The organism is Pseudomonas sp. PMCC200344 (genome assembly GCF_030053095.1).
GTDB lineage: Bacteria > Pseudomonadota > Gammaproteobacteria > Pseudomonadales > Pseudomonadaceae > Aquipseudomonas > Aquipseudomonas svalbardensis.
This window is the reverse complement of sequence record NZ_CP125618.1, coordinates 5,754,866-5,768,820: the sequence shown is the minus strand read 5'-3', so window position 1 is coordinate 5,768,820 and position 13,955 is coordinate 5,754,866. Positions and strand designations below refer to the sequence as shown.

Below are 13,955 nucleotides of genomic sequence, written 5' to 3'. Positions count from 1 at the left end.
AATCGAGAGCGGGGCAGGATTGCCCGCTCTCTGCTCCGCCAGGAGGAAAGGCCTTGAAAGACCTACTGAATTTGCTGAAAAACCAGGGTCAAGTCGAAGAGTTCGACGCCATCCGTATTGGATTGGCATCGCCTGAGATGATCCGTTCGTGGTCGTTCGGTGAAGTTAAAAAGCCGGAAACCATTAACTACCGTACGTTCAAACCTGAACGTGACGGCCTGTTCTGCGCCAAGATCTTTGGCCCGGTAAAGGATTACGAGTGCCTGTGCGGTAAGTACAAGCGCTTGAAGCACCGTGGTGTGATCTGCGAGAAGTGCGGCGTTGAAGTCGCGCTGGCCAAAGTTCGTCGTGAGCGCATGGCGCACATCGAGCTGGCCTCGCCAGTTGCCCACATCTGGTTCCTGAAGTCGCTGCCGTCGCGTATCGGCTTGCTGATGGACATGACCCTGCGTGATATCGAACGCGTTCTCTACTTCGAGAGCTATGTCGTTATCGATCCAGGCATGACCACCCTTGAAAAAGGTCAGCTGCTCAACGACGAGCAGTACTTCGAAGCGCTGGAAGAGTTTGGCGACGATTTCGATGCCCGCATGGGTGCCGAAGCTGTCCGCGAACTGCTGCACGCTATCGATCTGGAGCACGAGATTGGCCGTCTGCGTGAAGAAATTCCGCAAACCAACTCCGAAACCAAAATCAAGAAGCTGTCCAAGCGTCTGAAGTTGATGGAAGCCTTCCAGGGTTCCGGCAACCTTCCAGAATGGATGGTGCTGACCGTTCTGCCGGTTCTGCCGCCAGATCTGCGTCCACTGGTCCCGCTGGATGGCGGTCGCTTCGCGACTTCCGACCTCAACGATCTGTATCGTCGAGTGATCAACCGTAACAACCGCTTGAAGCGCCTGCTTGATCTGTCCGCTCCGGACATCATCGTGCGCAACGAAAAGCGTATGTTGCAGGAAGCTGTCGACGCACTGCTCGATAACGGTCGTCGTGGCCGCGCTATCACTGGTTCCAACAAGCGTCCTCTGAAATCCCTGGCTGACATGATCAAGGGTAAACAAGGTCGTTTCCGTCAGAACTTGCTCGGTAAGCGTGTTGACTACTCCGGTCGTTCGGTAATTACCGTAGGTCCGACCCTGCGTCTGCACCAGTGCGGTCTGCCGAAGAAAATGGCTCTCGAGCTGTTCAAGCCGTTCATTTTCGGCAAGCTGGAAATGCGTGGTCTCGCTACCACCATCAAAGCTGCCAAGAAGATGGTCGAGCGCGAGCTGCCGGAAGTTTGGGACGTTCTCGCTGAAGTGATCCGTGAACACCCGGTTCTCCTCAACCGTGCGCCGACCCTTCACCGTCTGGGTATCCAGGCGTTTGAACCGGTACTGATCGAAGGTAAGGCTATCCAGCTGCACCCTCTGGTCTGTGCTGCGTATAACGCCGACTTCGACGGCGACCAAATGGCCGTGCACGTACCGCTGACACTGGAAGCCCAGTTGGAAGCGCGTGCGTTGATGATGTCGACCAACAACATTCTGTCGCCAGCCAACGGTGAGCCAATCATCGTTCCGTCGCAGGACGTTGTATTGGGTCTGTACTACATGACTCGTGAAGCGATCAACGCCAAGGGCGAAGGTCGTGTGTTCGCGGATCTGCAAGAAGTTGACCGTGTGTTCCGTGCTGGCGAAGCCGCACTGCACGCTAAAGTCAAAGTGCGGATCAACGAAACCGTCAACGATCGTGATGGCGGCAGCGTCAAGAACACCCGTATCGTCGACACCACTGTCGGCCGTGCGCTGCTGTTCCAGGTTGTTCCACCTGGCCTGTCGTACGACGTCGTCAACCAGCCGATGAAGAAAAAGGCGATCTCCAAGCTGATCAACCAATGCTACCGCGTGGTTGGTTTGAAAGAGACCGTGATCTTCGCTGACCAGTTGATGTACACCGGTTTTGCCTATTCGACCATTTCCGGCGTTTCCATCGGTGTTAACGACTTCGTTATCCCGGATGAAAAAGCCCGCATCATCAATGCTGCTACTGATGAAGTGAAAGAGATCGAAAGTCAGTACGCCTCCGGCCTGGTAACCCAGGGCGAGAAGTACAACAAAGTGATCGACCTTTGGTCCAAGGCGAACGACGAAGTTTCCAAGGCAATGATGGCCAACCTCTCGAAAGAGAAAGTCATCGACCGCCATGGCGTCGAAGTCGACCAAGAGTCTTTCAACTCGATGTACATGATGGCCGACTCGGGCGCACGGGGTTCTGCTGCGCAGATCCGTCAGCTCGCCGGTATGCGTGGCCTGATGGCCAAGCCGGACGGTTCCATCATCGAAACGCCGATTACTGCGAACTTCCGTGAAGGTTTGAGCGTACTTCAGTACTTCATCTCCACTCACGGTGCTCGTAAAGGTTTGGCGGATACCGCATTGAAAACTGCGAACTCCGGTTACCTGACTCGTCGTCTGGTAGACGTGGCGCAGGATCTGGTTGTGACCGAGATCGATTGCGGCACCGAGCATGGCCTGGTAATGACTCCGCACATTGAAGGCGGTGACGTTGTTGAGCCGCTGGGTGAGCGCGTATTGGGTCGTGTTATTGCTCGTGACGTGTTCAAGCCAGGTACCGAAGAAATCATCGTTCCTGCCGGCACACTGGTAGACGAGAAGTGGGTTGAGTTCATCGAGCTGAACAGCATCGATGAAGTGATCGTGCGTTCGCCGATCAGCTGCGAAACCCGCTACGGCATTTGCGCCAAGTGCTACGGCCGTGACCTGGCTCGTGGTCACCAGGTGAACATCGGTGAAGCGGTCGGCGTTATTGCTGCCCAGTCCATCGGTGAGCCGGGTACCCAGCTGACCATGCGTACGTTCCACATCGGTGGTGCGGCAAGCCGGACCTCCGCTGCGGACAGCGTTCAGGTGAAGAATGGCGGTACCGTCCGTCTGCACAACCTGAAGCACGTTGAGCGAGTGGATGGTTGCCTGGTTGCTGTGTCCCGTTCGGGTGAGCTGGCAATCGCTGATGACTTCGGTCGTGAGCGCGAGCGTTACAAGCTGCCGTACGGTGCTGTGATTTCGGTTAAAGAAGGTGACAAGGTCGACGCTGGCGCAATCGTGGCCAAGTGGGATCCGCACACTCACCCAATCGTTACCGAAATGAAAGGTACCGTGACCTACGTGGGCATGGAAGAAGGCATCACGATCAAGCGTCAGACTGACGAATTGACCGGTATGACCAACATTGAAGTACTCGACGCCAAAGACCGTCCAGCTGCCGGTAAAGATATCCGTCCTGCTGTGAAGATGGTTGATGACAACGGCAAGGATCTCTTGCTGCCGGGTACTGACGTAATTGCTCAGTACTTCCTGCCTGCTAACGCCTTGGTTGGTGTAGCGGATGGTGCGAAGATTGCGATCGGTGATGTTATCGCTCGTATCCCGCAAGAGACTTCGAAGACCCGTGACATCACCGGTGGTCTGCCGCGTGTTGCCGACTTGTTCGAAGCACGTCGTCCGAAAGAAGCCTCGATTCTGGCTGAAGTCAGCGGCACCATCGCGTTCGGTAAAGAGACCAAAGGCAAGCGCCGTCTGGTTATCACTCCGAACGACGGCACCGATCCGTACGAAGAGCTGATTCCGAAGTGGCGTCACCTGAACGTCTTCGAAGGCGAACAGGTAAACCGCGGCGAAGTTATCTCCGACGGCCCGAGCGATCCACACGACATCCTGCGTCTGCTGGGTGTGAGTGCGCTGGCCAAGTACATCGTGAACGAGATCCAGGACGTTTATCGTCTGCAAGGCGTGAAGATCAACGACAAGCACATCGAGACCATCCTGCGTCAGATGTTGCGTAAGGTTGAAATCGCTGAATCCGGCGACTCGACTTTCATCAAGGGCGACCAGATGGAGTTGACTCACGTTCTGGTAGAGAACGAGCGTCTGGCTGGCGACGAGAAATTCGTTTCCAAGTTCACTCGCGTGCTGTTGGGTATCACCAAGGCGTCGTTGTCCACCGAATCGTTCATCTCGGCGGCTTCCTTCCAGGAAACCACTCGCGTACTGACCGAAGCGGCGGTAACCGGCAAGCGCGATTACCTGCGCGGCCTGAAAGAAAACGTGGTCGTGGGTCGTCTGATCCCGGCGGGTACCGGTCTGGCTTATCACAGCGAGCGCAAGCGTCGCCGTGAAGCTGACAAACCGTTGCGCGTAAGCGCCAGTGAAGTGGAAGCTGCACTGACCGAAGCACTGAACTCGAGCGGTAACTGAGTTCTGCAGTAAATAAGCGTGGGGCCCCGGCCTCTCCGTTAATCGTATCGAGACAATTTGTCGAGATTGGATAAGCGGAGAGGTTGGGGCCTTGCCTTGACTGGGGGCAAGATCCTCTTTAGACTCTTGTACCCCTAAATTTGGCGGGAATTCGTTCCTGCCATTTTGCTTTTCTTGCAAGACAATAGCGTCGCAAGACAACAGTGGAGCTAGTAGATGGCAACTATCAACCAGCTGGTACGTCAGCCGCGTAAGCGTATCGTCGAGAAATCCGACGTGCCTGCGCTGCAGAACTGCCCGCAACGTCGTGGCGTATGCACCCGTGTGTATACCACCACGCCGAAAAAACCTAACTCGGCACTGCGTAAAGTATGCCGTGTGCGTCTGACCAACGGTTTCGAGGTTTCCTCGTACATCGGCGGTGAAGGCCACAACCTGCAAGAGCACAGCGTGGTACTGATCCGCGGCGGTCGTGTAAAAGACTTGCCAGGTGTTCGTTACCACACCGTGCGCGGTTCTTTGGATACTTCCGGTGTTAAAGGTCGTAACCAGGGTCGTTCGAAGTACGGTACCAAGAAGCCTAAGTAGTAGCGGCTTTTTGTAAAAACTGATTTTCTATTTTTCTGAGTCGATAAGAGTAAGGTCGGAGGCGTCCCGTAAGGGCACCGATTCCGAGCGAACCTGAAGACCGTTTGAGGGCTTATCCATGCCAAGAAGACGCGTAGCAGCCAAGCGCGAAGTGCTTGACGATCCAAAATACGGAAGCCAAATCCTGGCCAAGTTCATGAACCACGTAATGGAAAGCGGCAAGAAAGCCGTTGCCGAGCGTATCGTTTATGGCGCGCTGGACAAGGTTAAAGAACGCAAGAACAGCGATCCCCTGGAAATCTTCGAGAAAGCTCTCGACGCCATCGCTCCGCTGGTCGAAGTAAAGTCGCGCCGTGTAGGCGGTGCTACTTACCAGGTTCCGGTCGAAGTTCGCCCGTCCCGTCGTAACGCCCTGGCAATGCGCTGGTTGGTAGACTTCGCCCGCAAGCGCGGCGAGAAGTCTATGGCTCTGCGTTTGGCTGGCGAACTGTTGGACGCCGCTGAAGGTAAAGGTGCTGCAGTTAAGAAGCGTGAAGACGTGCACCGTATGGCTGAAGCTAACAAAGCTTTCTCGCACTACCGCTTCTAATTTTAGCGTCACTAATTTTGCGAGGGCTTTATGGCTCGTACAACACCGATTAATCGCTACCGTAACATTGGTATCGTTGCTCACGTGGATGCTGGTAAAACCACCACCACCGAGCGCGTCCTTTTTTACACTGGCAAAAGTCACAAGATGGGCGAGGTGCATGACGGCGCCGCGACCACAGACTGGATGGTTCAGGAGCAGGAGCGTGGTATTACCATTACTTCTGCTGCTATTACCGCCTTCTGGCAGGGTTCCGAGAAGCAGCACAAAGACCAATACCGCTTCAACGTCATCGACACCCCGGGCCACGTTGACTTCACCATTGAAGTTGAGCGTTCCCTGCGTGTTCTCGACGGCGCGGTCGTTGTGTTTTGTGGTACCTCGGGCGTTGAGCCTCAGTCGGAAACCGTATGGCGTCAAGCCAACAAGTACGGCGTTCCGCGTCTTGTTTACGTAAACAAGATGGACCGTGCTGGTGCGAACTTCCTGCGCGTGATCGGTCAGATCAAGCAGCGTCTGGGTCACACCCCGGTGCCAATCCAGTTGGCTATCGGTTCCGAAGACAACTTCCAGGGTCAGATCGATCTGATGGCCATGGAAGCTGTTTACTGGAATGATGCTGACAAAGGCATGGTTCCAGTTCGCAAGCCTATCCCTGCTGAACTGCAGGAATTGGCTGACGAGTGGCGCGGCAACATGGTTGAGGCTGCGGCCGAAGCCAGCGAAGAGCTGATGAACAAGTACCTCGAAGGTGAGGAACTCACCAACGCGGAAATCAAGGCCGCTCTGCGTCAGCGTACTATCGCTGGTGAGATCGTTCTGGCTGTTTGTGGTTCTTCCTTCAAGAACAAGGGCGTTCCCCTGGTTCTCGACGCCGTTATCGATTACCTGCCTGCACCAGTTGATATTCCTGCCATCAAGGGTACTGACCCGGATGACGAGACTATCGACCTGGAGCGTCACGCAGATGACAGCGAGCCGTTCTCGGCTCTGGCTTTCAAAATCGCTACCGACCCATTCGTGGGTACCTTGACGTTCGTCCGCGTTTACTCGGGCGTGTTGGCCTCCGGCGACGGCGTGATCAACTCGGTCAAGGGCAAGAAAGAGCGCGTGGGTCGTATGGTGCAAATGCACGCAAACGCCCGTGAAGAAATCAAGGAAGTACGCGCTGGTGACATCGCGGCCTTGATCGGCATGAAGGACGTCACCACTGGTGAAACTTTGTGCGACGCTGCCAAGCCAATTATCCTCGTTCGCATGGACTTCCCGGAGCCGGTTATTTCGGTTGCCGTAGAGCCTAAGACCAAGGACGACCAGGAAAAAATGGGTGTCGCTCTGGGCAAACTCGCTCAGGAAGATCCATCTTTCCGCGTCAAGACTGATGAAGAGACTGGTCAAACGATCATCTCAGGCATGGGCGAGTTGCACCTGGACATCCTGGTTGACCGGATGCGCCGTGAGTTCAACGTCGAAGCCAACATCGGCAAGCCTCAGGTTTCCTATCGTGAGCGCATCACGAAGAACTGTGAAATCGAAGGTAAGTTCGTTCGTCAATCCGGCGGTCGTGGCCAGTTTGGTCACTGCTGGATTCGTTTTGCGCCTGCTGACGAAGGTCAGGAAGGTCTGCAATTCGTGAACGAAGTAGTGGGTGGTGTGGTTCCTAAGGAATACATCCCGGCTATCCAGAAGGGTATCGAAGAGCAGATGAAGAACGGCGTTGTCGCCGGCTATCCGCTGATCGGCCTGAAGGCTACCGTGTTTGATGGTTCCTACCACGACGTCGACTCCAACGAGATGGCGTTTAAGGTGGCTGCTTCCATGGCGACCAAGCAGCTGGCCCAGAAGGGCGGTGGTGAGTTGCTTGAGCCGATCATGGCGGTAGAGGTTGTTACACCTGAAGACTATATGGGTGACGTGATGGGCGACCTTAACCGTCGTCGCGGCATGATCCTGGGTATGGAAGACACGGTTTCCGGCAAAGTGATTCGTGCCGAAGTTCCGTTGGGTGAAATGTTCGGTTATGCGACCGACGTTCGTTCCATGTCCCAAGGTCGCGCAAGCTACTCTATGGAATTCAAAAAATACAATACAGCTCCGTCGCATATCGTCGAAACTGTTACCAAAAAACAAGGCTGATTCAGCCCCTTTAGGCTAGGAGTTAATTGTCGTGGCTAAAGAAAAATTTGTACGTGACCTCCCGCACGTCAACGTTGGCACCATCGGTCACGTTGACCATGGTAAAACCACGCTGACCGCTGCTCTGACTCGCGTCTGCTCCGAAGTTTTCGGTTCGGCCGCTGTTGCTTTCGACAAGATCGACAGCGCTCCGGAAGAAAAGGCTCGTGGTATCACCATCAACACCGCGCACGTTGAATACAACTCGCTGATCCGTCACTACGCTCACGTTGACTGCCCAGGTCACGCTGACTATGTGAAGAACATGATCACCGGTGCTGCTCAAATGGATGGCGCTATCCTGGTTTGCTCGGCCGCTGATGGTCCGATGCCACAAACCCGTGAGCACATCCTGCTGTCCCGTCAGGTTGGCGTTCCGTACATCGTTGTCTTCCTGAACAAGGCTGACATGGTTGACGACGCTGAACTGCTGGAACTGGTTGAGATGGAAGTGCGCGATCTGTTGAGCACTTACGACTTCCCAGGTGATGACACTCCGATCATCATCGGTTCGGCTCTGATGGCTCTGAACGGCCAAGACGACAACGAAATGGGCACCACTGCCGTTCGTAAACTGGTTGAGACTCTGGACAGCTACATCCCAGATCCAGTTCGTGTTATCGACAAGCCGTTCCTGATGCCAATCGAAGACGTATTCTCGATCTCCGGTCGCGGTACTGTTGTAACTGGTCGTATCGAGCGCGGTATCGTCAAGGTTCAGGATTCGCTGGAAATCGTTGGTCTGCGTGACACCGTTGTCACCACCTGCACTGGCGTTGAAATGTTCCGTAAGCTGCTCGACGAAGGTCGTGCTGGCGAGAACTGCGGCGTGCTGCTGCGCGGCACCAAGCGTGACGACGTTGAGCGTGGCCAGGTTCTGGTCAAGCCAGGTTCGGTTAAGCCGCACACTACCTTCGAAGCTGAAGTGTACGTGTTGAGCAAAGAAGAAGGCGGTCGCCACACTCCGTTCTTCAAAGGCTACCGTCCACAGTTCTACTTCCGGACCACTGACGTGACCGGTAACTGCGAACTGCCGGAAGGCGTTGAAATGGTAATGCCGGGCGACAACATCAAAATGGTTGTCACCCTGATCAAAACCATCGCAATGGAAGACGGTCTGCGTTTCGCTATTCGTGAAGGCGGTCGTACCGTCGGCGCTGGCGTCGTAGCCAAAATCATCGCTTAATAAGTGATGACTTGAAAAAGCCCCCGCCTAGCGGGGGCTTTTTTATTGGGTTGACACTGTAGTAGCCCGTCTATAGAATTGCGCCTCCTTTTAACGGGCGTATTGCGCTCGCTGGGAATAGCAGCCGGAGTCTGAAATCCAATGCAAAATCAGCAAATCCGTATCAGGTTGAAGGCTTTTGACCATCGCCTGATCGACCAATCCACCCAGGAAATCGTGGAAACCGCGAAACGTACTGGTGCTCAAGTGCGTGGTCCAATTCCACTGCCTACCCGTAAAGAGCGGTTCACCGTTCTGGTCTCCCCGCACGTCAACAAAGACGCGCGTGACCAGTATGAGATCCGTACTCATAAGCGCGTTCTGGACATCGTCCAGCCAACGGATAAAACCGTTGATGCGCTTATGAAGCTTGATCTTGCGGCCGGTGTGGAAGTGCAGATCAGCCTCGGCTAAGACTCGGTCTTAGTCGTGTAACGCTCTGAAATGGGCGGCCATAGCGGGTGAAAGCCCCGTACACTCATGAGGTTTACAACATGACTATTGGTGTAGTCGGTCGTAAATGCGGTATGACCCGTATTTTCACCGAAGAAGGTGTCTCCATTCCGGTCACGGTCATTGAGATCGAACCGAATCGCGTCACCCAGTTCAAAACTGAAGAGACCGATGGCTATCGTGCAGTGCAAGTCACTGTAGGCGAGCGTCGTGCTTCGCGTGTTACAGCTGCTCAAGCTGGCCACTTCGCTAAAGCGAACGTTGCCGCTGGTCGTACCGTAATGGAATTCCGTCTTGAAGAAGGCGAGTACCAGGCCGGCGATCTGATCAACGCTGAAATCTTCGCCGCTGGTCAACTGGTTGATGTAACCGGTCAGTCCAAAGGTAAAGGCTTCCAGGGTACGATCAAGCGTTGGAATTTCCGCGGGCAAGATAATACCCACGGTAACTCCGTGTCCCACCGCGTTCCAGGCTCTATCGGCCAGTGCCAGACTCCTGGTCGTGTATTCAAGGGCAAAAAAATGTCCGGTCATATGGGCGCTGAGCGCGTGACCGTGCAGTCCCTCGAAGTAGTGCGCGTGGACGCTGAACGCAATCTGTTGTTGGTCAAGGGCGCTGTTCCTGGCGCTACTGGCGGCAACTTGGTTGTACGTCCAGCAGCCAAGGCTCGCGGTTAAGGGGAAGCTGACATGCAATTAAATGTAAATGACGCTCAAGCGATCGAAGTTTCCGAACTGACATTTGGCGGCGAATTCAACGAGACGCTGGTTCACCAAGCAGTCGTGGCCTACATGGCCGGCGGCCGTCAAGGTAGCAAGCAGCAAAAGACCCGTTCCGACGTTCGTGGTGGCGGTAAGCGCCCATGGCGTCAGAAAGGTACTGGCCGTGCTCGTGCCGGTACTATCCGTAGCCCAATCTGGCGTGGCGGCGGTACCACTTTCGCAGCTCGTCCTCAGGATCACACTCAGAAGCTGAACAAGAAGATGTATCGCGCAGCAATGCGTTCCATCCTTGCTGAGCTGGTGCGTACTGATCGTCTGGTTGTGGTTCAGGACTTCGCTGTTGATGCACCGAAGACCAAAGATCTGCTGAACAAACTGACCGGCATGGGCCTGACTGACGTCTTGATCGTGTCTGAAGTGGTTGATCAGAACCTGTACCTGGCTGCTCGTAACCTGCCACACGTTGATGTACGTGACGTGCAAGGTTCCGATCCAGTTAGTCTGATCGCATACGACAAGGTGTTGATCACCGTGTCGGCCGTGAAGAAATTCGAGGAGCTGCTGGGATGAACCAGGAACGCGTATTTAAAGTTCTGCTTGGCCCGCACGTTTCCGAGAAGGCTACGGTTCTGGCTGACAAGAAAGGCCAGTTCGTTTTCAAGGTTGCAACTGACGCAACCAAGCTGGAAATCAAGAAGGCCGTCGAAAGCCTGTTCAGCGTGAAAGTAGAGCGTGTTACTACCCTGAATGTTCTGGGTAAGAGCAAGCGCACTGCTCGCGGTCTGGGCAAGCGTAATGACTGGAAGAAGGCAGTTATCTCCCTTCAGCCAGGCCAAGATCTCGATTTCAGCAGCAGTGCTGAGTAAGGAAGGGGTGCATCATGGCAATCGTTAAATGCAAACCGACTTCCCCTGGCCGCCGTTTTGTGGTCAAGGTGGTCAACCAGGAGCTGCATAAAGGCGCTCCTCACGCACCGCTGCTCGAGAAAAAATCGAAGACTGGTGGTCGTAACAACAATGGTCGTATTACCACTCGTCACATCGGTGGTGGCCATAAGCAGCATTATCGTCTGGTCGATTTCCGTCGCAACGACAAAGATGGCATCTCTGCCACTGTCGAGCGTATTGAATACGATCCAAACCGTACTGCTCACATCGCTCTGCTGCTGTACGCAGATGGCGAGCGTCGCTACATCATCGCCCCTAAAGGCGTGAGTGCTGGCGACCAGCTGATCGCAGGTGCTCTGGCACCGATCAAGCCGGGCAACGCTCTGCAACTGCGTAACATTCCAGTTGGTAGCACCGTACACGGCATCGAATTGAAGCCAGGTAAAGGCGCGCAAATCGCTCGTTCCGCTGGTGCTTCGGCTCAGCTGATCGCTCGTGAAGGTGTCTACGTGACCCTGCGTCTGCGTTCTGGTGAGATGCGTAAAGTGCTGGCTGAATGCCGCGCGACCCTGGGTGAAGTCTCGAACTCCGAGCACAGCCTGCGTTCGCTGGGTAAAGCTGGTGCCAAACGCTGGCGTGGCGTTCGCCCAACCGTTCGTGGTGTTGCCATGAACCCGGTTGACCACCCACATGGTGGTGGTGAAGGTCGTACCTCTGGTGGTCGTCATCCGGTATCGCCATGGGGCTTCCCGACTAAGGGCGCGAAGACTCGTGGTAATAAGCGTACCGACAAAATGATCGTCCGTCGTCGCAAGTAAATAGAGGGATACGACAGTGCCACGTTCTCTGAAAAAAGGTCCTTTTATTGATCTTCACCTACTGAAGAAGATCGAAGTGGCGGCGGAAAAGAACGATCGCAAACCAGTTAAAACCTGGTCGCGCCGTTCCATGATCCTGCCACAAATGGTCGGTTTGACCATTGCAGTGCATAACGGTCGTCAACATGTCCCAGTTCTCGTGAACGAAGACATGGTCGGCCACAAACTGGGCGAGTTTGCCGGTACCCGCACATATCGTGGGCACGTGGCAGACAAGAAAGCCAAGCGTTAAGGGGTAAGGAACGATGGAAGTAGCCGCTAAGTTGTCGGGCGCTCGAATCTCCGCCCAGAAAGCCCGCTTGGTCGCCGACCAGATCCGCGGGAAGAAGGTGGGCGAAGCGCTCAACCTGTTGGCTTTCAGCAGTAAGAAAGCCGCCGAGATCATGAAGAAAGTGCTGGAGTCGGCCGTAGCCAACGCCGAGCATAACGAAGGCGCAGACGTTGATGACCTTAAAGTCAGCACCGTTTTCGTCAACGAAGGGCGTTCGCTGAAGCGAATCATGCCACGTGCCAAAGGCCGTGCTGATCGCATCGTCAAGCGGTCTTGCCATATCACTGTCAAGGTTGCTGACAAGTAACGGAGTCGAAGAGATGGGTCAGAAAGTACATCCCATTGGCATTCGCCTGGGAATCGTCAAGGAGCACACCTCCGTCTGGTACGCAGACGGTCGGACTTATGCGGACTATTTGTTCGCTGATCTGAAGGTGCGCGAGTATCTCCAAGACAAACTAAAAAGCGCGTCCGTAAGCCGTATCGATATCCATCGTCCGGCTCAGACTGCACGTATCACCATCCACACCGCTCGTCCAGGTATCGTTATCGGGAAGAAAGGTGAAGATGTTGAGAAACTGCGTCAGGACCTGACCAAGCAAATGGGTGTGCCTGTGCACATCAATATCGAAGAGATCCGCAAGCCGGAACTCGACGGTATGCTGGTTGCGCAGAGCGTAGCTCAGCAGCTGGAGCGTCGCGTAATGTTCCGTCGCGCTATGAAGCGCGCTGTTCAGAACGCCATGCGCATTGGTGCCAAAGGCATCAAAATCCAAGTGAGCGGTCGTCTCGGCGGTGCTGAAATCGCACGTACTGAATGGTATCGCGAAGGTCGTGTGCCACTGCACACCCTGCGTGCCGACATCGACTATGCCAACTACGAAGCTCACACCACTTACGGTGTGATCGGTGTAAAGGTTTGGATCTTCAAAGGCGAAGTAATTGGTGGTCGCCAAGAAGAACTGAAACCACAAGCACCAGCGCCTCGTAAAAAAGCTGCTAAGTAAGGGGTACGCCAAATGTTGCAACCAAAGCGTACGAAGTTCCGCAAGCAGATGACAGGCCACAACCGTGGTCTGGCACAGCGCGGTAGCAAAGTCAGCTTCGGCGAGTTCGCGCTGAAGTCTGTAGCTCGTGGTCGTCTCACCGCTCGTCAGATCGAGTCAGCGCGTCGTGCTCTGACCCGTCACGTTAAACGTGGCGGCAAGATCTGGATCCGTGTATTCCCGGACAAGCCTATTTCCAAAAAGCCACTCGAAGTTCGGATGGGTAAAGGTAAGGGTAGTGTGGAGTACTGGGTTGCCCAGATTCAGCCAGGCAAAGTCCTGTATGAAATCGAGGGTGTTACTGAAGAGCTGGCGCGTGAGGCTTTTGCCCTGGCTGCTGCAAAGCTGCCGCTCGCCACCGCCTTTGTTAAACGGACGGTGATGTGATGAAAGCGAATGAACTTCGTGAAAAATCCGCACAGCAGCTGAACGAGCAACTGCTCGGCCTGCTGCGCGACCAGTTCAATCTGCGTATGCAGAAAGCAACTGGCCAGTTGGGGCAGTCTCATCTGCTCTCGCAAGTTAAACGTGACATCGCTCGCGTGAAGACTGTGCTTAACCAGCAGGCAGGTAAGTAATCATGGCTGAAGCCGAAAAAACTGTCCGTACGCTGACTGGCCGTGTTGTCAGCGACAAGATGGACAAAACCATCACCGTTCTGATCGAGCGTCGCGTTAAGCACCCGATCTACGGTAAATACGTTAAGCGTTCGACTAAGCTGCACGCGCACGACGAAACCAATCAGTGCCACATCGGCGACAAAGTCACTATTCGTGAAATTCGTCCGCTGGCCAAGACCAAGTCTTGGGCATTGGTTGATGTTCTCGAACGCGCTGTGGAAGTCTAAGGACTAGGGGTCGGAGAAATT

Annotated in this window: 16 protein-coding genes; all 16 read left to right on the top strand. The window is 54.8% G+C overall.

Annotation, left to right across the window (positions count from 1 at the left end):
• Positions 1-53 precede the first annotated feature (53 nt).
• The 16 genes from rpoC (at position 54) to rpsQ (ending at position 13,934) form a co-directional block, all read left to right on the top strand.
• Positions 54-4,253, top strand: coding sequence for a DNA-directed RNA polymerase subunit beta' (rpoC, locus tag QFW87_RS26520; RefSeq protein WP_140672295.1), 4,200 nt, complete (start codon positions 54-56; stop codon positions 4,251-4,253).
• 216 nt (positions 4,254-4,469) lie between these two features.
• The gene (gene rpsL, locus QFW87_RS26515; protein WP_002555494.1) at positions 4,470-4,841 is read left to right on the top strand and encodes a 30S ribosomal protein S12; all 372 of its coding nucleotides are present in this window, start codon (positions 4,470-4,472) and stop codon (positions 4,839-4,841) included.
• 118 nt (positions 4,842-4,959) lie between these two features.
• Positions 4,960-5,430, top strand: coding sequence for a 30S ribosomal protein S7 (gene rpsG, locus QFW87_RS26510; RefSeq protein WP_010490886.1), 471 nt, complete (start codon positions 4,960-4,962; stop codon positions 5,428-5,430).
• A 30-nt stretch (positions 5,431-5,460) separates the two neighbouring features.
• Positions 5,461-7,566, top strand: coding sequence for an elongation factor G (gene fusA / locus QFW87_RS26505; protein ID WP_283181874.1), 2,106 nt, complete (start codon positions 5,461-5,463; stop codon positions 7,564-7,566).
• 31 nt (positions 7,567-7,597) lie between these two features.
• Positions 7,598-8,791, top strand: a complete 1,194-nt coding sequence (tuf, locus tag QFW87_RS26500) for an elongation factor Tu (protein ID WP_134423355.1) — start codon at positions 7,598-7,600, stop codon at positions 8,789-8,791.
• 141 nt (positions 8,792-8,932) lie between these two features.
• On the top strand, positions 8,933-9,244 hold the full coding sequence (rpsJ, locus tag QFW87_RS26495; protein ID WP_003186070.1) for a 30S ribosomal protein S10: 312 nt from the start codon (positions 8,933-8,935) through the stop codon (positions 9,242-9,244).
• A gap of 80 nt (positions 9,245-9,324) precedes the next feature.
• Entirely contained in the window at positions 9,325-9,960 is a 636-nt protein-coding gene (rplC, locus tag QFW87_RS26490; RefSeq protein WP_003186059.1) for a 50S ribosomal protein L3, read from the top strand.
• 12 nt (positions 9,961-9,972) lie between these two features.
• Positions 9,973-10,575 (top strand): 50S ribosomal protein L4, encoded by a 603-nt coding sequence (gene rplD / locus QFW87_RS26485; protein ID WP_007896707.1) that lies wholly within the window; start codon positions 9,973-9,975, stop codon positions 10,573-10,575.
• Positions 10,572-10,871, top strand: a complete 300-nt coding sequence (gene rplW / locus QFW87_RS26480; protein WP_002555488.1) for a 50S ribosomal protein L23 — start codon at positions 10,572-10,574, stop codon at positions 10,869-10,871. Before rplD ends, rplW begins: the two co-directional genes overlap by 4 nt.
• A 14-nt stretch (positions 10,872-10,885) precedes the next feature.
• Positions 10,886-11,710 (top strand): 50S ribosomal protein L2, encoded by an 825-nt coding sequence (gene rplB / locus QFW87_RS26475; RefSeq protein WP_003176423.1) that lies wholly within the window; start codon positions 10,886-10,888, stop codon positions 11,708-11,710.
• A 16-nt stretch (positions 11,711-11,726) separates the two neighbouring features.
• Positions 11,727-12,002: a 30S ribosomal protein S19 gene (gene rpsS, locus QFW87_RS26470; RefSeq protein ID WP_002555486.1), complete on the top strand. Its 276-nt coding sequence runs from the start codon at positions 11,727-11,729 to the stop codon at positions 12,000-12,002.
• 13 nt (positions 12,003-12,015) lie between these two features.
• Entirely contained in the window at positions 12,016-12,348 is a 333-nt protein-coding gene (rplV, locus tag QFW87_RS26465) for a 50S ribosomal protein L22 (protein ID WP_003103908.1), read from the top strand.
• A gap of 13 nt (positions 12,349-12,361) precedes the next feature.
• Entirely contained in the window at positions 12,362-13,048 is a 687-nt protein-coding gene (rpsC, locus tag QFW87_RS26460; RefSeq protein WP_003176422.1) for a 30S ribosomal protein S3, read from the top strand.
• 12 nt (positions 13,049-13,060) lie between these two features.
• Positions 13,061-13,474 carry a 50S ribosomal protein L16 gene (gene rplP / locus QFW87_RS26455; RefSeq protein ID WP_008145497.1) on the top strand — a complete coding sequence of 138 codons (414 nt, stop codon included), beginning with the start codon at positions 13,061-13,063 and terminating at the stop codon, positions 13,472-13,474.
• Positions 13,474-13,665 (top strand): 50S ribosomal protein L29, encoded by a 192-nt coding sequence (gene rpmC / locus QFW87_RS26450; protein WP_002555481.1) that lies wholly within the window; start codon positions 13,474-13,476, stop codon positions 13,663-13,665. The genes rplP and rpmC overlap by 1 nt, the downstream gene beginning before the upstream one ends.
• A 2-nt stretch (positions 13,666-13,667) precedes the next feature.
• Positions 13,668-13,934, top strand: coding sequence for a 30S ribosomal protein S17 (rpsQ, locus tag QFW87_RS26445; RefSeq protein ID WP_283181873.1), 267 nt, complete (start codon positions 13,668-13,670; stop codon positions 13,932-13,934).
• The last annotated feature ends 21 nt before the right edge of the window (positions 13,935-13,955 follow it).

Excerpts from the sequence above, each read along its gene's own strand:
- rplB (WP_003176423.1), top strand. The coding sequence starts at position 10,886 with ATGGCAATCGTTAAATGCAAACCGACTTCCCCTGGCCGCCGTTTTGTG.
- rpsJ (WP_003186070.1), top strand. The coding sequence starts at position 8,933 with ATGCAAAATCAGCAAATCCGTATCAGGTTGAAGGCTTTTGACCATCGC.
- rpsL (WP_002555494.1), top strand. The coding sequence starts at position 4,470 with ATGGCAACTATCAACCAGCTGGTACGTCAGCCGCGTAAGCGTATCGTC.
- rpsC (WP_003176422.1), top strand. The coding sequence starts at position 12,362 with ATGGGTCAGAAAGTACATCCCATTGGCATTCGCCTGGGAATCGTCAAG.
- rplV (WP_003103908.1), top strand. The coding sequence starts at position 12,016 with ATGGAAGTAGCCGCTAAGTTGTCGGGCGCTCGAATCTCCGCCCAGAAA.
- rplD (WP_007896707.1), top strand. The coding sequence starts at position 9,973 with ATGCAATTAAATGTAAATGACGCTCAAGCGATCGAAGTTTCCGAACTG.
- rpsG (WP_010490886.1), top strand. The coding sequence starts at position 4,960 with ATGCCAAGAAGACGCGTAGCAGCCAAGCGCGAAGTGCTTGACGATCCA.
- rplW (WP_002555488.1), top strand. The coding sequence starts at position 10,572 with ATGAACCAGGAACGCGTATTTAAAGTTCTGCTTGGCCCGCACGTTTCC.
- rpmC (WP_002555481.1), top strand. The coding sequence starts at position 13,474 with ATGAAAGCGAATGAACTTCGTGAAAAATCCGCACAGCAGCTGAACGAG.
- rplP (WP_008145497.1), top strand. The coding sequence starts at position 13,061 with ATGTTGCAACCAAAGCGTACGAAGTTCCGCAAGCAGATGACAGGCCAC.
- rpsQ (WP_283181873.1), top strand. The coding sequence starts at position 13,668 with ATGGCTGAAGCCGAAAAAACTGTCCGTACGCTGACTGGCCGTGTTGTC.
- rplC (WP_003186059.1), top strand. The coding sequence starts at position 9,325 with ATGACTATTGGTGTAGTCGGTCGTAAATGCGGTATGACCCGTATTTTC.
- fusA (WP_283181874.1), top strand. The coding sequence starts at position 5,461 with ATGGCTCGTACAACACCGATTAATCGCTACCGTAACATTGGTATCGTT.